We start from the raw sequence: 24,510 nt of genomic DNA, 5'->3' as shown, positions 1-24,510 counted from the left end.
CGGTGGTGCTCCACAAAAGATTATGTATTTAGCAGAAGAGTATTTTTCTAATAGCGGTGTAAGAAACAAAAGTGAAGTAATGTTTTATACCGCGAACGCTAACATATTTCAGGTTCCACGATATGCTAATACATTAGAACAAGTACTTGAAAGAAAGAAAATAATAACAAATTATAATAAAAACTTAGTAGAAATTATCGCTGAGAAGAAAGAGGAAATTTTTGAAGATACGCAAACACTGAAAAGAGAGACAGTACCGTATAGTATGATCCATGTTGTTCCACCTATGGGGCCACCTAATTTTATTAAAGAGAGTGAAATAAGTGATTCTCAGGGCTGGGTAGATATAAACCCTTATACTTTGCAACATGTACAGTATAAGAATATTTTCGGACTTGGAGATTGTACCAATTTACCAACCTCTAAAACTGGAGCGGCAATTCGAAAACAAATACCTGTCTTAAAACAAAATATTATGGACGTACTTAACGGAAGAGACTTGCATGCTAAATATGATGGATATACATCGTGCCCCATTGTTACAGGATATAAAAGTCTTATACTCGCTGAATTTAACTATGAACATGAGCCTCAAGAAACGTTTCCGTTTAATCAAGCGAAAGAACGATATAGTATGTTTTTACTTAAAAGATATATGTTGCCCTATATGTATTGGAACTTTATGTTGAAAGGGATCCTATAGAAGAATATAGAAAGCGATTACAAGTGTTGAAAAGTAATTTGAAATAACTAATTGGAGGGAATAGCTATGCTTTTAAAATATTTTTATGATGAAAAATTAGCACATGCTTCTTATTTAGTTGGTTGTCAGAAGGAAGGCGTAGCAATTGTAATTGATCCAGGTCGCTATATAGAACAATATATAGAATTTGCTAAGAAAGAGGGGATGGAAGTAATTGCTGCGGCTGAAACTCACATTCATGCAGATTTTCTTTCTGGGTCTAGAGAACTTTCTACTCTTTATCATGCCAATTTATATGTATCTGATGAAGGAGATTGTGATTGGAAATATCAATATCTTAACGAAGGTCGATATTATTTGGTTAGAGAGGGGGCAGAGTTTAAAGTAGGTCATATAAAATTTAATGTAATTCACACACCAGGGCATACACCTGAAAGTATTTCTTTTTTAGTAACTGATACAAGTCAAAATAACTATAAGAATGATAAGCCAATAGGAATATTCACAGGTGATTTTATATTTGTTGGAGATATAGGAAGACCCGATTTATTAGAAACTGCTGTAGGTATGAAAGATACCGCAAAAATAGGAGCGAAAGAATTATTTGATTCTATACAAAAAATAAAAACACTCCCTGATTATTTGCAAATATGGCCATCACATGGTGCAGGAAGCGCATGTGGAAAAGCATTAGGAGCAATTCCCACTTCTACCTTAGGCTATGAAAAGATGTTCAATTGGGCATTTCAGTGTAATGAAGAAAGTGATTTTGTATCGACTTTATTGACGGGACAGCCAGAGCCTCCAAAGTATTTTTCATTAATGAAGAATTTAAATCAGTATGGTCCTCCAATTCGTAAGAAGAGAGAAGTTTTTGCTATTAAAACAGTAGAAGAACTTCAAGAAGTTATGAGGAGCGTTCAGCAAATAGTTGATATAAGGGATATAGAGAGTTTTGCTTCTGGGCACATCGAGAAATCAATTAACATACCGTATAACAATTCTTTCACAACTTGGTGTGGGTGGTTACTAGAATATAAAACAGAAACTTTAATCATTCTAGATGAGGAAAAGGTTAAAGCGGAGGAGGTTATTAGAGACTTTGAGTCCATTGGCTTAGATAATATTATTGCTTTTGCACCTTCAAAGGTAATTCGAAGATGCCAAAATTTAGAAATTTATAAGGAAAAAACATCAAATGAATTATATCCGTTAATAAAAGATGGAAGTGTAAAGGTTATCGATGTGCGTAGTAAAAAAGAGTGGAATGAAGGATATCTTTATGATGCAATACATATTGCTTTAGGTAATCTACTTGAACGGCTAGATGATGTACCGAAAAATTGTCCAATAGTTTTACAATGTCGAACGGGGTTACGTTCCGCTATAGCAGCTAGTATTTTACAAAGAGCTGGTATAAAGGAAGTAGTTAATCTAAAGGGAGGATTTCTTGCGTGGAAAAAGTCGGGATTACCATACGAGAATTAATTTTTTTATAAACTAGTTTTTTAATCCTGTAACTAAATAAACGAGATATTATGAAATTATTAAGTCTTATAATATAGATAATATACAGTTAGGGTATAAAAAAGAAATCTAGTTCGATAGCTAGAAATTGCATCGCCTATTTCTAGCTATTGAACTAAAAGTGGGAGATGCTTATTTTATTTAATGAAATATTTTAGAATGAATTAATAACATTAGATTTAATTAATTTATCCAAATGAATCAGTATTTCTCAATAACAACAGCTGTATATTTTATTTACATTTATTGTATGCGAAGCGTATGCTAGATTTAGTTGTAATAAATGGAAGGGAGCTGTATTTTTGAAAAGAAAAGTTTTTTCATCAGTTTTGCTATCGTCACTTTTGTTTTTAGGAATAACTGATTCAGGAGGGGTAGATGCTTCTACGATTACACAAGTAAAATATAACCAAGGCGGGGCAAAGTATATATATACAAATGCACCTGAAGTTGTATACGATAATCCAAATATGGGATCGAACTTTGACGATGGTAAGTATGCTTACTACACAAACGAAAGAATATTAGAAGCAAATCAAGAATATAGTGCTGAATTTTTTAATCGAAATTATACTGGGGCTACATTGAAATTTGGATATGCTATACACAATGAAGATCGTATACCACAAACTATAAGAATTAAAAATAGCGCTGTAAATGCGGCATACCCGGTTAGCCCTGACGGTTCGTGGGACATAATGGGGATTACATCTAGTACTATAGTTAAATATGGAAATAGTAGCAATGATCAAGCTATTACTATTCCAGCAGGTGGCCATGTATTTATATTAGAGAAAGAGGTAGAAGACACTTTTGCAGTTAATGGGAAAATTAAATTCATTCCGAATACAAAATTAACACTACGTCAATTTGTTTCAAAGAAAAAACCAGATGGACAGTTCCCTAGCCCTTCAGAAATCTTTGATTCCATAAAAACACCACAGGTTAAAAATTATAATAAAAATACTTCAACTGCTAATTATAATTACGATGAAAGGTATGCTGTTATTGATAATGCGACAACAAGTAGCTTTTATGTAGGTTTAAAAACAAGTAAAGCCTATCCTCAATCCAGTGTTGGTATTAATGAATACGAAGCACCTCTATGGTATTTAGGAAATTCTAACCCAACTCTTGAAGGGAATTATGGAATTGTTTACGACTTTCAATTTAAAAATGCGGCAGGAAAGAAAATTAGAATTAAACCTGAAATTATTTCAGAAAATGATAAGCCATCTGATCCAGAGAAATTTCCGCCACTAGCATTTTTTTCACAAGTAACTTATTGGACTTCAGGAGCTTGGAAAAGTACTACTAAATTAACCAAACCCGATCAATATCATTATATAACTATTCCAACAGACCAACATGTAAAATTCATTTTACCAAGTGGTAATAATGGTAATAATCTTTTTGAAATCATTGAATAATGATTTGGGATTAAGATTAAATAAGAAGGTGGAGCATATTGCAGATGCCTTTTTTGTCACAATGGTGTAAGAGCATAAAAAATCGTCAGTGGCTGTTTAAAAGCACTGACGATTTTTTTGTATAGTTCATAGTTATACTTAAGTGTTTAAAGTTGTATAAATTTCTTTTGAGTGTAAAATCAAAGGAGCGTCACATATTTAATAGAAATTTGGAACATAATTTATTTTAAAGAGATTCAGGTGGGTTTAACTTAATTGAATCTATCATAACTGTAATATTTTTCGAATTACCTTTGACTGATAGTTTTATCTTTTCAAGTTGTACTGTTTTTGAAAAATCTTCATGTCCAATTGACTCAATTAATTGATCTAATTCATTAGTCCAGGTAACGTTAGTAGCTTGTATCATCGCTTTAATCGTAGGTTTATCTGCATGGCCATTATACATAATTCCATCAATCATTTTTCCGCCTTCCCTTAACATAACACTTACCCATTTCGCATTTCTATCTAAATCATCTCTTGTTTTTGGATAATAAAATCTATATGTATTAGATTTTTTTTCTAGCTCAAGATTAAATGGGAGAATTTTGACACCCTGAGTAGATAATGTACTCTTTATATTATTATAGTTCTTCAAATATTCTTCTGCTGTCATATTATTAAATGGAATTTTTTCTTTTTCACCTTCATGCTTTTTTTGAGATGTTTCCATTTTATTTAGAGTATCCTTGTGTTCTGTATCTTTGCAACCTAATAGGCTAGCTGCTAACAGAAAGGTTCCTAGTAGAAGGATTTTTTTTGTCATATGAATCTCTCCTTAAGTAGTATAGAAAAATGCAGAAAGAGTGGGTATCGGTATCCCTAACACTTTCTGCATTTTTCATGTTTAGATACTTATTGTGTTTTTGGTATATCGAAAGAATATTATTTATATGATCTAATTGATTTAAGAAAGAACAGCACAATTAGCCCTGAAATAAATAATAAGACTCCATTTATTAATAAGATTAATGGTGGACCATATATGTCAGCAAAAAATGAGGAAATAGCTAGAGCAATTGGTGATGCTATACTCGTAAGGGAACCAAGTGTTCCAAAGGTTCTACCTTGCAATTCTGGTGATACTTCAACCTTAATAATGACATTGACTAAGAGTGTGCAGAACGAAAAAAGTATTCCCAAGAGTAGAATTAAAGGCACTGCATACAGTACTGATGGAGCAAAAGATATTCCTACAAAGATTGGAGCCAATAAAACCATACTAAGAATTATCCACCAACCACGACGATGTAATTTTTTATCAAAAAAGATGATAATCCCTGCGCCTAACATATAACCTATTGGAATACTGGATTCTATTATTCCAAATTCAATAGGATTTGCTTTCCATACTTTTACAGACATTACCTGGATAAGCATTAAAGAAGCGGTGAAAAATGTAATTAAAGTGGGTGAGAGAATAATAATAGACTTAGCAAATGGATTCTTCCATATATACTTAAAGCCTGCAATAAGGTCTTCATGAAATGAGTTTTTCACATCAGATTTTTTAATAGAATTAGGAAATTTTCCACTTAACAACACTAGAATGGCAGATAGCATAAAAGTAAATGCGTCGACTGAAATAGCGATGCTCCCACCAAAGGCTGCAACGACAATTCCTCCTATAGCTAGCCCTGATATTCGGGAAACGTTATCTGCGACATTTAATACACCAGTTGCTTGTTGAACTTTTTCTTTTCCTACAATATCGATTAAGGAAGCATGGAAGGCGGGAGATTGAAATAGCCCTGCGCAAGAAGTGAGGGCAGTTAAGATAATAATGAGAATAAATGGTGTGCCAGGAAGTGCAATACAAAGTGCAATACCTAGTATCAAAAGACTTCGTATCATATCTGTTATCCACATTAATTTTCTGCGATCGACCCTATCAGCAACAGTACCTGCGATGGAAGAAAATAACATGCTCATAACCATATGAGTTATAGCAATGGTAGACATTAATTTAGCACTACCGGTGGATTGCAGTACCCAGAGATTTAAAGCAATACTGTGAAATGAATTCCCAAACATTGACAAAGTATAACCTGTAAATACAAATGTAAATGTACGATTTTTCCATATTGTCTTTCTAGAAGAAACAGCAAGAGAAGAATCTAATTCGACTTGTTGTTGCATAGTATGGCCACCTCACAAATTTAAGTATTTAATTTTGAAAATTTGCTTACAAACTAAAAGTGGTGAATTTAAGTAATCAAGTTAATTAGAAGGCTAATGAAATAGAATCTTGCTGCATTAGAGTTATATTAATATAAAATATTGTTATTCTGAGGTAATAAAGGCAGTGATGAGATAGATTTAAGTACATAAGTAACTAATATAATCCCTATACATTATTTTTATGAAATCAAATTACATGAAAATAACTACTAATAGCATTATTACATTCGTAGAAGCAAGTCTATAATGTATAGAGAAATTGTTAATGAATATTTAAGGGAGAACATTTTAACTGTACAATAATGTTTTAACTTTTATATAAGATTTTCAAAAATAAAATATTTCTCCAGATTATTTTGAAATTTCCTTACAACTTTTTCCTAGGTTTTTAATATTTGTAAGAACAGAAACTATATTTGTATTTTATGGTTAATTTAGGCATATAAGATTGAAATTAGTAGTATAAATGGTGATTTTATTAAAAATCTAGCATTTATTATAAATACTCCTCTCTTCAGAAAATTTTACCAAATATTTTCAGGTGAATATTACCAAATTAAAAATGTTTTGTCTATATATTTTATTAGTTCTCTATTTTGTAAGCTGATTCAATGAAAATATTTTCTATATTTATCCTCCCTATATAATGACAATTTTTCCCTTACTTCGACATAAATCAAATGGTACAGTTTACAGGACAAATATAGAACCTACTTGTAGACGTTATTTTATATAAAAATTAAAAAAACAGTAGTTACTAGTTAGGAGGGAAAATATATTCTAACTATTTTTCAAATGGTACTTAAGGGTAGGGTGCTGAATGTTTGAAAATAGCTGATTAATACTTCTATAGGATGGAGGTTGTCATTTGAAAGAAAAAGATAGGCTTAAATTTAGTAGGAGTAGTGTGAATTTTTCTAAAGATATAATATATCAAATTGTAACTGACAGATTTCTTAATGGATGTCCATCATATAACCCAAAAGGAGAGTTATACGATGAATCTAGGAGAAATAAAAAGAAATACTTTGGTGGGGATTGGATAGGGATTATTGAAAAATTAAATGCAAATTATTTTACTGAACTAGGTGTGACGTCTCTATGGATATCTCAACCGGTAGAAAATATCTTTACACCAATAAATGATTTGGTAGGAAGTACTTCATATCATGGGTATTGGGCTCGTGATTTTAAAAAAGCAAATCCTTTTTTTGGGACATTTGAAGACTTCCAAACATTAATTAAAACTGCTCATGCAAAAGACATAAAAGTTATTATGGATTTTGCGCCGAATCATACCTCACCTGCATTACACGATGATGCGACCTATGCTGAAAATGGTAGATTATATGATGATGGATTATTACTTGGTGGATACGATAATGATTACAATCATTATTTTCATCATAATGGTGGGACGGATTTTGAAGAATATGAAGATGGAGTTTATCGTAATTTATTTGATCTTGCAGATCTAAATCATCAAAATATCGTTATTGATTTGTATTTTAAAGAAGCTATTAAACTATGGTTAGATCAAGGAATAGATGGCATACGGGTTGATGCAGTGAAACATATGTCATACGGCTGGCAAAAAAGTTGGCTAAATTCAATCTATAATCATAGGCCAGTATTTATTTTTGGTGAATGGTATATAAATCCGAATGAGTATGATCATAGAAATATTAACTTTGCAAATAATAGTGGTATGAGTTTGTTAGATTTTAGTTTTGCTCATAAAGTACGTGAAGTTTTTCGAGATGGAATTGATTCCATTTATGGTTTACACAAAATGATTGAAGAAACATATCAAATTTATAATGATGCGAACAATCTTGTTACTTTTATTGACAATCATGATATGGATCGTTTTCACATGAAGGAACAAAGTAAACGTGGAGTAGAACAATCATTAGTATTTTTATTAACTTCAAGGGGGATCCCTTCTATATACTACGGTACAGAACAGTATATGGTTGGGAATGGAGATCCGAATAATCGTGGTCAAATGGAATCTTTTAATGTAAATACAGACAATTTTAAGATAATACAAGCTTTATCTTCGTTACGTAGATTAAATAATGCACTTCCATATGGAACTACTAAGGAACGGTATATAACAGATGATCTCTATGTATATGAAAGATGCTTTGGCGGTGATGTGGTATTAATAGCTTTGAATCGAAATTTAACAGAAGGGTATGAAATAAAAGGTGTTAAAACAGCACTTCCTTCTAGAAAGTATAAAGATATATTAGAGGGCCTTTTAGATGGTGAGGTAATTACGGTTGAGAATAATAGTATAAATTCATTATGGCTCGGACCAGGATCAGTACATGTTTGGCACCATAAAGGAGTAAATAGTTTACCTTTAATAGGAACTGTGGGACATAAAATGACTACAGTTGGTCAAATAATTTGTATTGATGGATGTGGTTTTACTTCTAAAAAAGGATCTGTATTTTTTGAGGAAGAAGAGGCGGAAGTGATTTCATGGTCACATACTAGTATTCAAGTGAAAATTCCAGTGGTGAACGACGGTAAATATGGAATTACTGTTGTAACAGATAAAGGAACTAGAAGTAATATCTATAAACATGTGGAGGTCTTAAATAAAAAACAAGTTTGTATTCGATTTGTTATTGAAAACGGATATGAAATACCCGAGAGTGAAGTTTTTATAATGGGGAATACATATTCATTAGGGGATATGAACCCTTGCAAAGCAGTAGGGCCATTTTTTAACCAAATCATGTATCAATTTCCTATTGGTTATTTTGATATATGTGTTCCAGCAGATACCCTGCTTGAATTTAAATTTATTAGAAGGGTAAATAAAACACTACATATTGAAGGGGGAGAGAATCATAGATACCAGACACCAAAGTTTGGAACAGGTGAGGTTGTGGTAAAATGGCAAACCGCAGAAAAATCTATCTTGGTTGAGATTTAATGATATGAATCTACTTGCTATTAAAAATATTAATTTATATCCATGAGCTATTTCGTTTTAAGGGTTAAATCAGAAATTTATACTAAAGATTTCTAGAGTATAGCTTTGGAGTTTAAAAAATCCGTGTTGAACTGTATGAAGAGAAGTGAAAAATACAATTTTGGAGGTTGCTATGGTACATGCTTCTAAAGTGATTACTATTGAAGATTTTTACTCTGAAACACTAGAAAATAGTAGGAAATTATTTGTATATTTACCACCTGGTTACGAAAAGCATTCACAGGAAAGGTATCCTGTATTATATATGCATGCCGGGCAACGTCTATTTGAGCCTTTAATAAAAAATGATGAATCTTGGAATGTCCACAAGACAGCTGATGAGCTAATTCTTGAAGGGAAAATTCAAAAAATAATAATTGTAGGTATAGCACATAAAAGAATTATAGAGAACAATGAGTTTTGCCATTTTATTTCACCAGATAAACATATAAAATGCTCAGGTTTATTATATGAAAAATTTATAATCAATGAGGTGAAACCTTATATCGATGATAATTTCAGAACAATGTCTGACGCTAAAAATACTGCTTTAATAGGTTCTTCAGCAGGAGGTTTATCAACTTATAATATCGGTTTCCGTAACCCTAAAGTGTTTGGGAAAATAGGGATGATATCTCCATTCTTTGTGAAAGTCGAAGATGACCATTCAGAATTAAAATTATATGAGATGTATAAAGGGAAAAAAGACTTGAAAGTTTGGATGGATATAGGTAGTGCAGAAGGCTTTTTCTTGGTGAAACATGTAAGAGATATTGCAGAAACTTTATTAAAAAATGGTTATAAATATAGAGATAATTTAATTTTTTATCAGGATCCAAATGGTGCTCATTTTGAAAAAGACTGGGGAGATCGTATGCATCTTCCATTAATATATTTCTTTGGAGATATAGGGAATATAGTTAATGTTACCTTAGATGGGCGAGATGAAGTTGGATTAACTGGAATGAAGGTGAAAATTAATCCAATTATGACGTACGATAGTGGCTTTAAAATGAGTGATTTAGATGGTGTGTTTTTAGTCAATAACCCAGATGTATTAGAGGTTATGAATGATGGAACGATTATACCCAAAAAAATAGGAGAAGCCGAAGTCACCTTTGTAACACAAGGTGTAAAGGGAATACCAAAAAAATATAAGGTAATAGAAACATTATCAGAATTTGTAGATGTTTCCGTAACAGTCGAAGTACCTGAAAATACACCAGCTGGTGAACGAATTTATATGAGTGTAGGAATGATACTAGATAGAATAGAAAAAAATCGTTTTGCTGGGAACTTTACAGTGCCTAGGGATCTTGCATGCAAGTTTAAGTTTTCAAGAGGCTTTAGGCTCTTTGAAGTGGATAAATTTGGACAACCTATTCAAAATAGGAAATTTAAAGCTACTAAGGACTTACAGTTAAATTATACTGTCGAGAACTGGATAGGACTATAAAAATTAAAAGTGTGGGGTGAGTGCTGCAGTGAAAATGAAGGAATTAACACCAACCTTTGATGTTCCTTATTATTATTCATGTTATATACCAATTCTTCACGATAAATTAAAAAGTATGGGTAGTATTAGTTACTTGAGCTTAATAGCAAATGAAGAATTATATAGCATACCATCTTACCGTGTGGATACTACCACATCTGCACCTTCTGTAGCTAGATATACACAGTTGTTAGAATATAATCAAACATTTCGCATGGAGAAAAATGTGTATTCTGATTTTGGAAATGGTCTTCAATTTATAAAAGAATGTCTGAATCGTCAAGAAGTTTTTATTGCCTTAGGAAGTACATTTTTTCTACCTTATAGTAATGATTATTTGAATCCAAAATTTATAAAGAGTCATATAGATATCCATACGGATAAGTATGTTACAGACCACTACTTAGCGATTAACAAACTTACAGAAGATAGTGTATTTGTTCAAGATCCTGTCCCTAATAAATATATGGGAGAGATATCACTTGAGGAGTTTCATTCTTTTTGGAAAGGTGGAAGAGGTATACCTGAATTGGTTCAGGCAAAAGGAATAGAAAGAATCTCATCTTACTCCTCAATTAATGTGATTATAGAGACAAAAATAAACCTAGAAAATATTAGAGATATTTTTTTGAGAACATTACAAAAGATATCGAGTGAGTATATTAGAGGTTTAGTTATGAGAAAAAACAATAAGATATATTATTTTGGCAAGACTGCAGCACTTGAACTTAAAGAAAATATAAATACCGATTTTCATAAGCAACGAAACATGTTTCCGTTGTATTTAAAATGTTTATTTGATATGAGATGGAGTAGATATTTTTTATATGACTTACTTATAGATATGAATGATTTATTTAAAGATAAATTTATGCATCTTGCTAGTGACTTAATGGATATAAAGCAATCATGGGAAAGACTGTATAAGATTGCACATATTAAATTATTAAAAAAAGATAGTAACTTAAGTGATCTTGAATCTTTTAATTTGATAATGATGGATGTTATTACTAGAGAGAGTGTATTACACGAGAATATTTTATTTCTTCTGCAACATAATTATAGTCTCCAGTCTTGATAGAGAAGAGATAATTGAGAAGTAAAGTAAGGGAACTATTATGTGTATACTTATGTATCTTAGTAGTAGATGAAAACGTGTATCTAGTGTTCATGTTAAACACTTCTACAGGTGTTGGAAGGAAATCTTCATAGTAAAAAATGATTTATAAAAAGGAGTGCATTTACTTGGAAAATACTAATAAAGAAAAGATTATTCAAATCGTATTGTGCTGTGTTGAAGAAGTGAATGAAAATCTTGAAAATAAAATTGATCTTGAAAAAGGCTTGAAAGCACATCTTTATGATTGGGAAGGGTATTTAGATTCGTTGGGACTGGTATCTTTGCTGGTAAGTATTGAACAAGGCTTAGAAGATGAATTGGGTTTATCCGTTGATTTGGTTAATTTAGATACAATGTCACAACATAATAGCCCATTTAAAACAATAGATACATTAGTTGCGTATATCATACAATCCCAGGAAACATTAAAATCACTAACATAGCAAAATAATAAAGGATAAAACTTAAAAGGAGGTTGGGTATGCATATTGATTTTTTATTAGAAAGGTTTGAACTGAACAAAGAATGCGAAGCTATTGTTTGGGAGGATAAAAATTACACGTATGAGTGGTTACTAAATCAAACAAAGATTTATACTAGGGAGTTAAATGAACATAGAAAGATGGAGTATAAAATAGTCTCTTTAGAAGCGGACTATTCTCCATATTCCATAGCAATGTTTTTAGCACTTATTGAATTAGGATGTACAGTAGTACCAATCTTAAATTCCTTGGTTGACAGCAAGAAGAAAGAATACTATGAAATAGTTGAATTAGAAAAAGTGATTAAAGTTGAAAGTGGATGTTTTGAAATCATTAATATGCAAAGAGATTACATTCAAAATGAATTATTATTACAACTGAAAAAGTTAAAACATCCAGGATTAGTATTGTTTTCATCTGGCACAACTGGACGCAGTAAAGCAATTGTACATGACTTTACGTTACTTCAAAAGAAGTACAGAGTTGCAAGAAGTGCAAAGCGGGTTATACCATTTATGTTATTTGATCATATTGGAGGAGTTAATACGCTCTTCCAAATTCTTTCTAGCCTAGGGTGTTTGGTAATTATAGATGATCGTACCCCTAATCAAGTATGTAATATGATTGAGAAACATCAAGTGCAAGCTTTACCCGCATCACCAACTTTTATAAATTTACTTATACTGAGTGAAGTTTATAAAAAGTATAAATTAAATAGTTTGCAGACTATTTCTTATGGATCAGAAGTTATGCCGGAGGCTACATTAAATAAAATAAACGAAATTTTCCCTCACATTAAAATTATACAAATGTATGGCTTGTCAGAATTGGGGGTTTTATATTCACAATCTAAATCGAATGATTCTTTGTGGATCAAACTAAGCGATGGGAATATTGAGACAAGAGTTGTGGATGGAATGTTGCAGGTTAAATCAGTGTCTACGATGATTGGTTATATTAATGCTCCAAGCCCATTTACCATAGATGGCTGGCTTATGACAGGCGATATGGTGGAAGTAGACGGAGATTATATTAAAATCTTAGGAAGAAAATCAGAGCTTATAAATATTGGCGGAGAAAAAGTATTTCCAGCTGAAGTTGAAAATGTAATACAGCTAATGAGTGGAGTAGAAGAGGTCGCCGTAGTTGGTGAAAAAAATGTAATCACGGGGCAAATGGTTAAGGCTGTTGTTAAATTGAATACGAATGAAACTGTAAGTGAATTTAGAAAGCGATTGAGAGAGTTCTGTAAAGATAAACTACCAGTATATAAGATTCCACAGAAAGTGGTTCTAACAACTGAGAAAATGCATACAGATAGGTTTAAAAAAAACAAGAAAGTATTTATGTAATTATAGTTTTTATAATAGGGAGAGGTCGCCTTAGATTAAAATACAAATAAAAAAGTACTTCTATTTAAGTTCTTTTAATTGGGGTAGCGTCAGGAAAATGCGAATTTACAACGTTAAGGAAATTTCAATATTAAAAAGCCTAATTTCTCAATTTAATGCGAAGAAATTAAGCTTTTTTCATTACTCAATTAAAGCGCCCTTTAATGGAATAACTAAAATAGGATCTCTATCCTAAAATCACTTCTTTTTCAACTATAGCACCCGTTTTAAGAAAAGCCGCCGAAATGGCAGCCAGATTTTCCACAAAAGCTACCCGTTACTTTAAGTACAACATTTCACAATCTTATACATTGATGTTAATCACATTTCTTTCAGAAAGGGGAATTATAGGTTAATTTGCACCCCTGTTAGATAATGGGGGCTATTCATGTAGTCGTAGCTTGGCCACTCCTGCAAAGACGTTTCGTTTATGTAAACGGCTATTCAACAAACTGGAATTTGACGAACACGGATTATGCTTATACTATTCGCCTGTTCTTTTTGTTGTATATCACAACGGTTACAATTGAAACAAGAACAATCACAGCATTTGCGGCAATGGTTCCCGCCCAAGTCATAGTCATGGTGCCGAAGATGGGGGATGCCGCATTGAACATGGTGTGGAATAATACGCACATAAACACACGGCCTTTCCCTGATATTTTGTAGATTGCCCCGTTGAAAAACCGAAACGCAATGAGTTGAACTGCAAACATCCAAAAGTTAATGAGTCCCTCTCCGTGATTCGTCCCCGGAATGAAGAAGAGAGGGATATGCCATAAAATCCAAATGATTCCAACAAAAACAGAAGACAAAACAAAACCGTATTTTTTGTCAAGCTCAGGCTGCAATATGTACATCCAGCCAGCTTCCTCCAAGCCACCGATAAAAAGATTACCAAGCAGAGAAAGGAAGAACGTATAAAATGGAAGCACCATTTCCGTGCGGCCTGAAACTGCAATATGTATCAAAAAATACAGTGCAAGTCCTGCAACAACGAACAAATAGAGAGATATGCTATTTTTGACATAAAAAACAGTTCTCAACCATTCCTTGAAACCTGCTATTTTGTTATTTTTCTTTAGAACGATATATGAAGCAATAGCGGGCGACAAAATATAGATTGCAAAAGGGATATTCATCCCGAATTGCTGTAACGAGTGAACCCAATTGTGAACCGAATATCCGAATTGCCCAAGAGCAATCAAAGCACCTGACACAAGATAGGCTATGCAAAATGTCAGCATCGTAAATTGTACTGTGATTTTTTTGTCTGTCACAATTTCTTCACCTCACATTTTAAAGTATACATTAAATTTTAACGGATTGACGCTTTGACTTTTATCACCTAATGTTTGCTTTCTGCTATCAAAGTTGCGCTCCGCACAAAATATAAATAATCTCCATTACAAATTCTAATTTATCGACTTGTTTCTAAGCCCAATTATCGCACTATTTCGTGGTACAGTTATTTTTTCGGTACTTCATTACTTCCCAACTTATTAAACTAAACGACTGTTCGTTAAGTACATCTCTTCTCAATCTTCACGAAACAAATAAAAATGTTATTCCACAATCTGGCCCTTTAACGGAATAAGGAATGATTATTGTTTCCCTTCTGATAGCTTTCTATATAATGAAGCCCTAGACACATTTGTAATTTCACAAATTTGATTTACAGTCATACCTCCTTCTTTATATAGCTTTACTGCATAATTCATTCCTGCGTGATTTTTATGATATTTCTTTAACCGGCCTTTAAACTTGCCTTCTTTCTTAGCCAGCTCAATCTCTTCACGTTGACGCATACGGATAAGATCTCGCTCTAATTGATTAACACCAGCCATTACCGTAATTAAGAATTGACTGTATGGATTATCTTCTGATAAATCTAGCCATGAATCCTTGAGTGATTTTAAGCTTGCCTTTTTACTTCGTATTAAATCAATCAATTCAAATAAATCCTGCGTACTTCGAGTGAACCGAGTTAAGTCTGTAACATAAATAATGTCACCTTCACCTAAATCTTCTAACATTTTTTGAAGTTGCTCACGATTCTTCGTTGCTCCAGAAACTTTTTCCTCAAAAATAATATTCATTCCTATTTCGTTGAGTTGCTGAAATTGCCTTGAAGGATTCTGGCTAGTCGAACTGACACGTATATAACCGATTTTCCGCAAAATATCACCTCGTTTTCGAGACAAGTCTTATGAGACGCTCTTAACTATGATTTTATCAGTCTGCAACACTTGTATCAATAGAGTACACTCTATTGATATATAATTGAACCAATTAACTGAATATTTACAGAAATGAGATGATACTGTATGAAAATGGCGAGAGGTAGAGAATTGCTTACACCGGAACAGCGACAAGTCTTTATGCAAATTCCTGAAGATGAGTGGGTGCTAGGAACCTACTACACTTTTTCCAAACGAGATTTAGAAATTATAAATAAGCGAAGGAGAGAAGAAAACCGTTTAGGATTCGCCGTTCAATTAGCCATTCTTCGGTATCCCGGTTGGTCGTACACTCATATCAAAAGCATCCCAGATTCAGTCATACATTATATATCGAAACAAATCGGTTCTACTCCATCTTCGCTTAGTCTTTATCCTCAAAGAGAAAATACACTTTGGGATCATTTGAAAGAAATTCGTAATGAATACGACTATGTAACTTTTACTCTAAAAGAATATCGAATGACATTTAAGCACCTTCATCAATTAGCTTTGGAAAATGGTGATGCCATTCATCTACTACATGAATGCATAGATTTTCTAAGAAAAAACAAAATCATAATGCCTGCTATCACTACACTTGAAAGAATGGTGTGGGAGGCAAGAGCAATGGCTGAAAAGAAGCTATTTAATACGGTTAGTCAATCTCTGTCAAATACGCAAAAAGAAAAACTTGAAGAGATCATTCATCCATCCGAATCTAATAAAACTATATTGGGGTGGTTAAAGGAACCACCGGGTCATCCTTCACCCGAAACATTTCTAAAATTAATAGAACGACTTGAATATATACGGGGAATGGAATTAGAAACGGTACAAATTAGTCATTTGCATCGCAATCGCTTGTTACAGCTATCTCGCTTAGGTTCAAGATATGAGCCTTATGCATTCCGTGACTTTCAAGAAAATAAACGTTATTCGATATTAACCATCTATTTATTACATCTTACTCAGGAGTTAACGGATAAAGCTTTTGAAATTCATGATAGACAAATACTCAGTCTCCTATCAAAAGGCCGCAAGGCTCAAGAGGAGATTCAAAAACAAAACGGTAAAAAGCTGAATGAGAAAGTTATACACTTTACGAACATCGGACAAGCTTTAATCAAAGCAAAGGAGGAAAAATTAGACGTTTTTGAGGTTTTAGAATCCGTTATTGAATGGAATTCTTTCGTCTCTTCGGTGGTAGAAGCTCAGGAGCTTGCACGTCCTGTCGACTATGATTATTTAGACTTACTACAAAAACGATTTTATACACTTAGAAAATATACGCCAACGCTATTAAGGGTATTGGAATTTCATTCTACAAAGGCAAATGAACCACTTTTACAAGCTGTGGAGATTATTCGAAGAATGAATGAATCTGGGAAGCGAAAAGTACCTGATGAATCACCTGTGGACTTTATCTCGAAGTGTTGGAAAAAACACTTATATGGGGATGACGGTACAATTAATCGTCATTATTATGAAATGGCTGTTTTAACAGAACTAAGGGAACATGTTCGTGCTGGTGATGTATCCATTGTGGGCAGTAGACAATATAGAGATTTTGAGGAATATTTGTTTTCGGAAGATACATGGAATCAAACGAAAGAGAATACGAGGTTATCAGTTAGTTTATCATACGAAGACTATTTGACAGAGAGAACCAGCAGCCTTAATGAAAGACTGAAGTGGTTGTCTGCCAATTTTAATAAATTAGATGGGGTTTCTCTTGAAAAAGGAAAACTGTCAATTTCACGCTTAGAAAAGGATGCTCCAGAAGAAGCAAAGAAATTTAGTGCAAGTCTTTATCAAATGCTACCAAGAATAAAATTAACCGATTTACTTATGGATGTTGCATATATAACAGGATTTCATGAGCAATTCACTCATGCTTCTAATAATCGAAAACCAGATAAAGAAGAAACAATTATTATCATGGCTACCCTTTTAGGAATGGGAATGAATATTGGATTGAGTAAGATGGCTGAAGCCACACCAGGGCTTACATATAAGCAACTAGCCAATGTGTCTCAATGGCGCATGTATGAAGACGCAATGAATAAAGCCCAAGCCGTATTAGTAAATTTTCATCACAAATTACAATTGTCTTCCTATTGGGGAGACGGTACAACTTCTTCGTCAGACGGAATGAGAATGCAGCTAGGTGTTTCATCTCTACATGCAGATGCAAACCCACATTACGGAACTGGAAAAGGAGCCACCATCTATCGATTTACGAGTGATCAATTCTCTTCTTACTACACAAAAATTATTCATACTAATTCAAGGGATGCAATTCATGTTTTGGATGGTTTATTACACCATGAGACGGATCTAAACATCGAAGAACATTATACAGACACAGCAGGTTACACAGACCAAATTTTCGGATTAACCCATTTATTAGGATTTAAATTTGCTCCAAGGATAAGAGATCTATCGGACTCAAAATTATTTACAATAGATAAAGCAAGTGAATATCCAAAACTAGAAGCTATTTTACGTGGACAAATAAATATAAAGGTCATTGAAGAAAATTATGAAGATGTTTTGCGATTAGCCCATTCAATAAGAGAAGGAACAGTCTCAGCATCCCTTATTATGGGGAAATTAGGTTCTTATTCAAGACAAAACAGCTTAGCTACAGCCTTACGTGAAATGGGGCGAATAGAAAAAACAATCTTTATTCTTAATTACATTTCGGATGAATCTCTAAGAAGAAAAATACAAAGAGGATTGAATAAAGGAGAAGCCATGAATGGACTGGCAAGAGCTATTTTCTTTGGAAAACAAGGAGAGCTTAGGGAACGAACCATACAGCATCAATTGCAAAGAGCCAGTGCTTTAAACATAATTATCAATGCCATCAGTATTTGGAATACCTTACATCTAACAAAAGCAGTTGAATATCAAAAACAGTCAGATAGTTTTAATGAAGAATTATTGCACCATATGTCACCTCTAGGTTGGGAACATATTAATTTACTTGGAGAATACCATTTTAATTCAGAAAAAATGGTCTCGTTAGATTCTTTAAGACCATTGAAACTTTCTTAACGTTGTTAAAAATGGGGGAATCGGCTTGAAAATGGGCTTAGCGTTGTAAATCCGCATTTTCCTGACGGGACCCCATACAGAGAATTTAAAGAAATAATTTGCAGATTAAATAACATACATAAAAACCTCGCCATTTTGATAAGGTGGTGAGGCTTTTTAATGCATAAAGAAAAGACACCCAAAGGTGCCTTTCTTATATATACATGTAATTGTTTAGATTGAAAAAGCAAAATGATAAACGCTTTGTAAATTATTTGACTTAATAGAGTTTGTTCTTCCTGGTTCATTGTAGTAGTAAAGATCTACAATGTCGTATCTGTGTGTAAATCTTCCTACACTAGCAATTTTATCTCCATATGCTGGTGGTAATGAAGCAGTACCTGTGAATTTACCGTTTTCTCCAACTACACATTTAATATCCATTTTCCCTGGTTTGATATGAGCATCAAAAAAGATATAGAAAGTAGTTCCAGCAGGAGCTTTATTACCTTGTGCATCATAAGCAGTACCTGTAAACGTTGTAAGACCGCCATTCCCTTGACTGTATACGCGATATCTATAACCATCACCGTAATTGATATACTCATTTTTACCTACGTTTGTTACTTCAACTTTTTCTACACGAGCATCATTTTCTTCTGTAGCAGCAGATGCATCTTTCGGCATTACAAAACCAGTTAAAACTAAAGAAAATAGCATGATTGACATTAATAACTTTTTCATAATTCACCCTTCTTTTTCTATTATTTGTAAAAAGATTTCATGTACAATAATATAACTTAATATCTAGTTTATCAAATGTTTTTTGGGAATAATTATCCAATATGCATAATTGCATTAAAGGTGTTTTAAGTACTTTATCTTGTTTACAAAAAAAGACACCCAAAGGTGCCTTCCTCCGACTTGAACCACTTTAATTTTAATAATATAGTTCTAAGTTTAAAACTATAGGGATTTGTAAGTAGTTTTTACGAAATTATGAGTGTTTTTTATTTTGTATTTCAATAAGTTCATCTGGTATCATTTTTGTATAATATTCTTTTTCGGTTAGTTCGAATATAAATAATGCCTTTTTCCAGTTATAAACAACATCTTCTACATTGTGTTGTTTAATCTTTAATAAACACTGACCTTTTAAATAGAATAGTTCACCTAATAGGTATAAAGTATTTAGATTAATTGCTAATTTGATGCCCTTATCAATGTATTTTATTGCCTCTTCATGTTGATATGTGGAGGTCAAAGTTTTTGCTAAATTGAAAATGATTTTTAATTTAATTTCTTTATCTCTAGGAAAATCTAACTTATTAAAATTAGTTAAACATCTTTTTGATATAGTAATACTTTTTTCATATTCTTTATTTTCCCCATGAAATATAGCCATTGTCTGCATAATATCTATTTCTCTTTCTGATAAAAAATCAACATTGGTTAAAGTTAGTTTTAATGCATTATTTAAAAGATTTAAAGCAGTTTTTATGGATCTGTTCACCTCAAATACAGCAGTTGCTTCATGCCATAGGAGAAATTGTTTATCTTCTTTTGCCTGGGAATTTTTTTCATCTTTCTCTTTTTTCACAATTTCATAAAGTTCTTTATATTGTTTTTGCTTTAAGCAATCTTTTATTACGTATTTTACATTTTCTATATATTTTAATTTTTTGTTTTTAGTTAATGCAAATATATTATTTGGATCAACACCAAGTCTTTCTGATAATTGATATAGCAATATGCTAGATGGATAGATTACACCTTTTTCGATTTTGCTAATTTGACTTTGTGAACATATTCCATGACATAATTTGGATTGAGATATATTTTTTTTAATTCTAAGTTCTTTAATGGTAATACCCAAATCATTAAATTCCATTTTCGACACCTACTATTTAGCACTTTATTAGTATAATAATATTCCCTAACCTTAATGTGAAGTAAAATTAATATAGTTTCAAGTATTGTTTGTTGAAAGGTCTTACCGTGTTATAAGATAGCAAGGCTTTTTTAGTATGTACAAAAAGAAAAGACATAATTAATTTTATGTTCTTTTCTTGAGTTAGGATCATTAAGGTCCTCCTATATGTATGAGATTTGTTGTGCCTATCAATATATATGCTGTAGATAATTATAACATCAAAATTAATTGTAATAGAATACTGCATCGAAAAGAACACGTATTAAATTAAACAAAAGCGTTATTTTATAGCAATGTGAAAAGAGCATACAGCAAATGTGTACTCATAACAATCTAGATTATTTTAAGGACCATGATATATCATCAAGGGCTTTATAAATATAACTATACATGCGGTAAAAGAGATACCTTGGATTGTATTTTTGTTTCCATTTCATAAAACTCACCTCTCATACAAATAGTTTAATTATATTATACAGTCATTAATTTTAATATTAAGAAAACTAGGTATGAATTAAGGTAAATTTAAACAAAATAGTTATTTGAAAAAAAGACCTCTTATGGAAAGATAAGAGGTCATCAAAAAGATGTTGTATTTGAAACACGTGATGTTTCACAAAGGAATTATAACATACATCCATATATTACGTATATATAATATTTAAGGCGAAATGAATAAAAGTATACAAAATCCTTATTTAAAAACAAAAAGCCCTAGAGTTAGGGCTTTTTGTTTTGGTATTCTCACATGGTTCTTCAAAAAGAATAGAACATACTGAAGATAACATGTGAATGTTTCATAAATGTATCGAAAAAGTGAACAAAATTGCTATTGCAGAAGATGCAGAAATGAAGTTTCTAATACGTAAGTACGTGAAAGGTATTATTTCCAATGGATAAAATGCGCATGGGACACCTAATCATTATTTTATAGGAGGAAAAGAATATGTTATGAACTCGGTTGAATGAAAAAATGACAATTTTACTTTTAGAGTCATTTTGAACAAAAACGCTATTTTAATCGAAAGGGGAATGGACATGAACAACGACTACTACATTACTCCAGAAGATTTCAAACGAGCAGAAGTGAACGGCATCAGTAATGACACTTTGCGTCAGCGCGTATATTCATACGGCTGGCCAAAGGAAATAGCGATTACTAAGGCAGTTTCAAAAGGGACGGGTTGGAAAGAATACAAGGACATAGCCGAGGAACACGGGATTTGCTATAGAACATTTGCAGATCGTAGGAAAAGAGGCTGGGATCCGCACGAGGCAGCAACAAAATCGGTAATAGGTAATAAAGAAGCGATTAAGATTGCTAGAGCAAGCAAAGCAGATACGGTATTCACTGATGAACAGGTACAGCGAGCAAAGCGTAATGGTATTTCACGAGAATTGCTATGGTGCAAAGTAAGGCGCTGGAAATGGGATGTAGAAACAGCTATCAATACACCAACACTAACACCATCGGAAGCGGCGTCACGGGGATATCAAGCGAGTTCTTTCAATTATAGAGGAACAAGCGCATTTTGGAATAAGAAACGAGCATAAAGGGAAATGGGGAAATGATTGAACAAGTGGATATTGCAGAGAGGCAGTTATCAATATTTGAAATGGATGAAACAAAAATTAAGCTGTATGAAGTCTTGGAAGCTAATGGCTACCATCACGAGATTAGGAGTTATTACCTACACAATGATTACATGGGCGAGGTTAAATACTTCTTCATTAGAACAACTGACGACATGATTATCGACATGTGCTTGAGTCAGTTTCCAGAAGTATTTACGGTGTACGAGGGATTCAGTGAAGTGGAGATCCAGAAGATATACAAAGGGAGATTACAATAAAAATTTCATTTTGTAGAGAAATTAGGTGAAAAACAATCATGTTAACTTGGATAACAATTGGTGTACTTATTTATTTGGTAATTGGAATAGGGTTATTAGTTTGGTCAGTAACTACTTCTTCTTGGGGAGGATTAATACTACATTTCGCAATCCCGATTATACTATTTTGGCCTTACTTTATTATTAGAAGTTTATTCGATAGATAAAAGAGCAGCTAGCAAAAGCTAACTACTCACCCAAGAAAAACAGAGGAAAGATAACCATGTGCCTACAGTATTGATGGAATATTTAGTTTTATTCAGGGGGGTAGAAGGAAATGAAGAAATTCGGGATGACGTTTTTCATAGTAAATGCTCTCATAGCGTATTTGTTCGCTGTGTTGGTTTATATAGAGGTTCTTCCTGTTACAAGAGAAATAGTAACCATGTTATTAGTTGTTGTTGGATCATGCTTCCTTAGCTTTAGTGCGAATATAGGTGAAGATAAATGAAAATGGTTCGTAGGCGTGCGGTTATTCGATTAGAAAAGCAAAGGAAAAGTGAAGATAGATTTAGTGCGGTTAAATGGGAAGTACACATAAATTTAGGTAAACGCAACTATACGACTAGGGTGATGTTGGGTGCATATCAAGACATGCAATCTATAAAAAATAAAGTAAATGAGATTACAACAAAATAATCCTTTTAATAGAAAGTGAGGTTAAAAGAGTGGAAGGCAATGTAAATCTATTGGGCGCAGACGGAATGTGTGGAATGGAGTTCACAGGAAATAAGGTTAAGGTTTATAACGGTGAAGGGCATGTAATAGAGAGTATGACTACAAGGGAGCATGTTCAGGAAGTTATTGATTTTCTTGAAGAGTGTAAGAAAGAAATGGAGGAATAAAAATGGGACTAGGAAACCGCGGAATGGCATTTGAAAAACTTATTAATCTAGCGAATGAAATGTATCAAAGAGTTGGAGTGGCGCTTATAAACAAGCGTCCGACTCCTGTGAGGCTATTAAAAAGTAAAGGTGGCCGTGTGCTAAGTGGATTCTATGAAGCTAAGAGTACAGTAGACTATGACGGTGTGTATAAGGGCCGAGCTATCGCATTTGAAGCGAAATCTACAGAGAATTCTGGGCGATTTGATTTAAAGAACATCGCGCAGCACCAATTAGATTACCTGGAGAAAGCAGAGAAGATGGGAGCAATTTGCTTCTTCCTTATTGAATTTAGCAAGGACAAGTCAGTGTTCATAGTACCACTAGTAGTGATTCAATCTTACGTGAGGATGTCACAACAGCCAAAAGGTAAGAAGTCGATACCAAGAGCAGACTTTGATATTTACGGGTACTTAGTAGAACAGACAGAACGAGCGCCAGTTGATTACCTGCAATATGTAGATGAAGCAGTAGCGCCAGCTATGTTTGATGGAATGATTCAATTTGATCAGGACCATCAAAAGGTATCGAATAACATTGAAGCAGCAAAAGAGAAGATGATCAGTAAGACACGCAAGTTATTAAAGGCTTAATGGATAACGGAACCATGCAGGGTGGATGGTGGGGGCTACTCGCTATGCATGTTTCCCTTATTCAACAAAGAGATATTAAAATTTCACGTACCTGATGTGAATGTAAAAACCAAAATTCGAAATAGGGGGATTACAGATGGAGCAATTAGCATTCTTACCAGTAATGGACAAAGAAATGGAGAAGAAGATGCAAAAGGAAGTTGTCAGCATTCTAAAAGAGTATCGCGCCTTAAAAGCACGTTTTGAGAATGAAGTGGAGCAGCAGGAGGGAATTAGTCTATTTCCTGAGATAAGGAATACAAGACATGTTAGTAATATCAAATTCAAACAGATTGATAAGGCTTTACAATACGTTTTAGATTATGACGAGGCGGAGATTATCAAGATGAAGTATTTGAATGGTGAGAAGTTAAAGGATAGTTTTATCTACACTGAGTTATCAATGAAGAAAGATCATTTCTATTATAAGAAGAAAAATGCTATTCGATTAATCGCAACTTCATTGGGTATGATTTGAAGATATAGAAAAATAGTGCATTATGTAATATTTGTATGTTAATATATTATAGTTATTCATTTCTAAT

General features: G+C 32.9%; 23 protein-coding genes. 17 read left to right on the top strand and 6 right to left on the bottom strand.

The annotated features are described in order from the left end of the window. From ILS93_RS24300 to ILS93_RS24290, 3 genes are all read left to right on the top strand, one after another. A partial coding sequence (locus tag ILS93_RS24300; protein WP_222661545.1) for an NAD(P)/FAD-dependent oxidoreductase occupies positions 1–703 on the top strand: 703 nt, incomplete at its 5' end. Positions 704–769: 66 nt separating this feature from the next. Next, positions 770–2,191: an MBL fold metallo-hydrolase gene (locus ILS93_RS24295; protein ID WP_222661544.1), complete on the top strand. Its 1,422-nt coding sequence runs from the start codon at positions 770–772 to the stop codon at positions 2,189–2,191. Between the two features lie 341 nt (positions 2,192–2,532). Next, positions 2,533–3,660, top strand: a complete 1,128-nt coding sequence (locus ILS93_RS24290; protein WP_064474057.1) for a hypothetical protein — start codon at positions 2,533–2,535, stop codon at positions 3,658–3,660. 226 nt (positions 3,661–3,886) lie between these two features. On the opposite strand, the gene ILS93_RS24285 is transcribed toward ILS93_RS24290, so the two are convergent. Both ILS93_RS24285 and ILS93_RS24280 read right to left on the bottom strand, forming a co-directional pair. Then, positions 3,887–4,468, bottom strand: a complete 582-nt coding sequence (locus ILS93_RS24285; protein WP_222661543.1) for a hypothetical protein — start codon at positions 4,466–4,468, stop codon at positions 3,887–3,889. Between the two features lie 119 nt (positions 4,469–4,587). Next, entirely contained in the window at positions 4,588–5,841 is a 1,254-nt protein-coding gene (locus ILS93_RS24280; RefSeq protein ID WP_222661542.1) for an MFS transporter, read from the bottom strand. 910 nt (positions 5,842–6,751) lie between these two features. On the opposite strand from ILS93_RS24280, the gene ILS93_RS24275 reads away from it, so the two are divergent. The 5 genes from ILS93_RS24275 (at position 6,752) to ILS93_RS24255 (ending at position 13,324) form a co-directional block, all read left to right on the top strand. Further along, positions 6,752–8,836: an alpha-amylase family glycosyl hydrolase gene (locus ILS93_RS24275; RefSeq protein WP_222661541.1), complete on the top strand. Its 2,085-nt coding sequence runs from the start codon at positions 6,752–6,754 to the stop codon at positions 8,834–8,836. Between the two features lie 172 nt (positions 8,837–9,008). Beyond that, positions 9,009–10,331, top strand: a complete 1,323-nt coding sequence (locus ILS93_RS24270; RefSeq protein ID WP_149173813.1) for an alpha/beta hydrolase — start codon at positions 9,009–9,011, stop codon at positions 10,329–10,331. A 28-nt stretch (positions 10,332–10,359) separates the two neighbouring features. Continuing rightward, a complete protein-coding gene (locus tag ILS93_RS24265; protein ID WP_222655540.1) occupies positions 10,360–11,448 on the top strand; it encodes a hypothetical protein in 1,089 nt (362 codons plus the stop codon). Between the two features lie 167 nt (positions 11,449–11,615). Further along, positions 11,616–11,933 carry a hypothetical protein gene (locus tag ILS93_RS24260; protein ID WP_064474063.1) on the top strand — a complete coding sequence of 106 codons (318 nt, stop codon included), beginning with the start codon at positions 11,616–11,618 and terminating at the stop codon, positions 11,931–11,933. A 38-nt stretch (positions 11,934–11,971) separates the two neighbouring features. Beyond that, complete coding sequence (locus ILS93_RS24255; protein WP_154131533.1) at positions 11,972–13,324, top strand: ANL family adenylate-forming protein; 1,353 nt, start codon at positions 11,972–11,974, stop codon at positions 13,322–13,324. Positions 13,325–13,842: 518 nt separating this feature from the next. On the opposite strand, the gene ILS93_RS24250 is transcribed toward ILS93_RS24255, so the two are convergent. Beyond that, positions 13,843–14,643, bottom strand: a complete 801-nt coding sequence (locus ILS93_RS24250; RefSeq protein ID WP_016095252.1) for a CPBP family intramembrane glutamic endopeptidase — start codon at positions 14,641–14,643, stop codon at positions 13,843–13,845. Between the two features lie 324 nt (positions 14,644–14,967). Continuing rightward, positions 14,968–15,543: a recombinase family protein gene (locus ILS93_RS24245; protein WP_222661540.1), complete on the bottom strand. Its 576-nt coding sequence runs from the start codon at positions 15,541–15,543 to the stop codon at positions 14,968–14,970. A 147-nt stretch (positions 15,544–15,690) separates the two neighbouring features. On the opposite strand from ILS93_RS24245, the gene ILS93_RS24240 reads away from it, so the two are divergent. Beyond that, a complete protein-coding gene (locus tag ILS93_RS24240) occupies positions 15,691–18,645 on the top strand; it encodes a Tn3 family transposase (RefSeq protein WP_222661539.1) in 2,955 nt (984 codons plus the stop codon). 213 nt (positions 18,646–18,858) lie between these two features. On the opposite strand, the gene ILS93_RS24235 is transcribed toward ILS93_RS24240, so the two are convergent. Together ILS93_RS24235 and ILS93_RS24230 are read right to left on the bottom strand one after the other, a co-directional pair. After that, positions 18,859–19,368: a hypothetical protein gene (locus ILS93_RS24235; protein WP_222661538.1), complete on the bottom strand. Its 510-nt coding sequence runs from the start codon at positions 19,366–19,368 to the stop codon at positions 18,859–18,861. Positions 19,369–19,621: 253 nt separating this feature from the next. Beyond that, positions 19,622–20,515, bottom strand: a complete 894-nt coding sequence (locus tag ILS93_RS24230; RefSeq protein ID WP_222661537.1) for a helix-turn-helix domain-containing protein — start codon at positions 20,513–20,515, stop codon at positions 19,622–19,624. 1,080 nt (positions 20,516–21,595) lie between these two features. On the opposite strand from ILS93_RS24230, the gene ILS93_RS24225 reads away from it, so the two are divergent. From ILS93_RS24225 to ILS93_RS24190, 8 genes are all read left to right on the top strand, one after another. Beyond that, positions 21,596–22,111: a hypothetical protein gene (locus tag ILS93_RS24225; protein ID WP_222661536.1), complete on the top strand. Its 516-nt coding sequence runs from the start codon at positions 21,596–21,598 to the stop codon at positions 22,109–22,111. Positions 22,112–22,125: 14 nt separating this feature from the next. Beyond that, positions 22,126–22,410 (top strand): hypothetical protein, encoded by a 285-nt coding sequence (locus tag ILS93_RS24220; RefSeq protein ID WP_222661535.1) that lies wholly within the window; start codon positions 22,126–22,128, stop codon positions 22,408–22,410. 38 nt (positions 22,411–22,448) lie between these two features. Continuing rightward, positions 22,449–22,616, top strand: a complete 168-nt coding sequence (locus ILS93_RS24215) for a hypothetical protein (RefSeq protein WP_179876774.1) — start codon at positions 22,449–22,451, stop codon at positions 22,614–22,616. 110 nt (positions 22,617–22,726) lie between these two features. Beyond that, on the top strand, positions 22,727–22,900 hold the full coding sequence (locus tag ILS93_RS24210; RefSeq protein WP_176548036.1) for a hypothetical protein: 174 nt from the start codon (positions 22,727–22,729) through the stop codon (positions 22,898–22,900). Next, the gene (locus tag ILS93_RS24205; protein ID WP_258126984.1) at positions 22,897–23,088 is read left to right on the top strand and encodes a hypothetical protein; all 192 of its coding nucleotides are present in this window, start codon (positions 22,897–22,899) and stop codon (positions 23,086–23,088) included. The genes ILS93_RS24210 and ILS93_RS24205 overlap by 4 nt, the downstream gene beginning before the upstream one ends. A 29-nt stretch (positions 23,089–23,117) precedes the next feature. Beyond that, positions 23,118–23,294, top strand: coding sequence for a hypothetical protein (locus tag ILS93_RS24200; protein ID WP_222661534.1), 177 nt, complete (start codon positions 23,118–23,120; stop codon positions 23,292–23,294). A 2-nt stretch (positions 23,295–23,296) separates the two neighbouring features. After that, positions 23,297–23,926 (top strand): Holliday junction resolvase RecU, encoded by a 630-nt coding sequence (locus tag ILS93_RS24195; protein WP_222661533.1) that lies wholly within the window; start codon positions 23,297–23,299, stop codon positions 23,924–23,926. A gap of 136 nt (positions 23,927–24,062) precedes the next feature. Continuing rightward, entirely contained in the window at positions 24,063–24,443 is a 381-nt protein-coding gene (locus ILS93_RS24190) for an ArpU family phage packaging/lysis transcriptional regulator (protein WP_222661531.1), read from the top strand. Positions 24,444–24,510: the final 67 nt, after the last annotated feature.

Source organism: Bacillus sp. 16GRE42 (assembly GCF_019837435.1).
Lineage (GTDB): Bacteria > Bacillota > Bacilli > Bacillales > Bacillaceae_G > Bacillus_A > Bacillus_A wiedmannii.
This window is presented reverse-complemented; position numbering and strand designations above follow the sequence as displayed.

Excerpts from the sequence above, each read along its gene's own strand:
- ILS93_RS24190 (WP_222661531.1), top strand. The coding sequence starts at position 24,063 with ATGGAGCAATTAGCATTCTTACCAGTAATGGACAAAGAAATGGAGAAG.
- ILS93_RS24230 (WP_222661537.1), bottom strand. The coding sequence starts at position 20,515 with ATGGAATTTAATGATTTGGGTATTACCATTAAAGAACTTAGAATTAAA.
- ILS93_RS24215 (WP_179876774.1), top strand. The coding sequence starts at position 22,449 with ATGTTAACTTGGATAACAATTGGTGTACTTATTTATTTGGTAATTGGA.
- ILS93_RS24270 (WP_149173813.1), top strand. The coding sequence starts at position 9,009 with ATGGTACATGCTTCTAAAGTGATTACTATTGAAGATTTTTACTCTGAA.
- ILS93_RS24255 (WP_154131533.1), top strand. The coding sequence starts at position 11,972 with ATGCATATTGATTTTTTATTAGAAAGGTTTGAACTGAACAAAGAATGC.
- ILS93_RS24285 (WP_222661543.1), bottom strand. The coding sequence starts at position 4,468 with ATGACAAAAAAAATCCTTCTACTAGGAACCTTTCTGTTAGCAGCTAGC.
- ILS93_RS24205 (WP_258126984.1), top strand. The coding sequence starts at position 22,897 with ATGAAAATGGTTCGTAGGCGTGCGGTTATTCGATTAGAAAAGCAAAGG.
- ILS93_RS24295 (WP_222661544.1), top strand. The coding sequence starts at position 770 with ATGCTTTTAAAATATTTTTATGATGAAAAATTAGCACATGCTTCTTAT.
- ILS93_RS24235 (WP_222661538.1), bottom strand. The coding sequence starts at position 19,368 with ATGAAAAAGTTATTAATGTCAATCATGCTATTTTCTTTAGTTTTAACT.
- ILS93_RS24240 (WP_222661539.1), top strand. The coding sequence starts at position 15,691 with ATGAAAATGGCGAGAGGTAGAGAATTGCTTACACCGGAACAGCGACAA.
- ILS93_RS24210 (WP_176548036.1), top strand. The coding sequence starts at position 22,727 with ATGAAGAAATTCGGGATGACGTTTTTCATAGTAAATGCTCTCATAGCG.
- ILS93_RS24280 (WP_222661542.1), bottom strand. The coding sequence starts at position 5,841 with ATGCAACAACAAGTCGAATTAGATTCTTCTCTTGCTGTTTCTTCTAGA.
- ILS93_RS24220 (WP_222661535.1), top strand. The coding sequence starts at position 22,126 with ATGATTGAACAAGTGGATATTGCAGAGAGGCAGTTATCAATATTTGAA.
- ILS93_RS24195 (WP_222661533.1), top strand. The coding sequence starts at position 23,297 with ATGGGACTAGGAAACCGCGGAATGGCATTTGAAAAACTTATTAATCTA.
- ILS93_RS24225 (WP_222661536.1), top strand. The coding sequence starts at position 21,596 with ATGAACAACGACTACTACATTACTCCAGAAGATTTCAAACGAGCAGAA.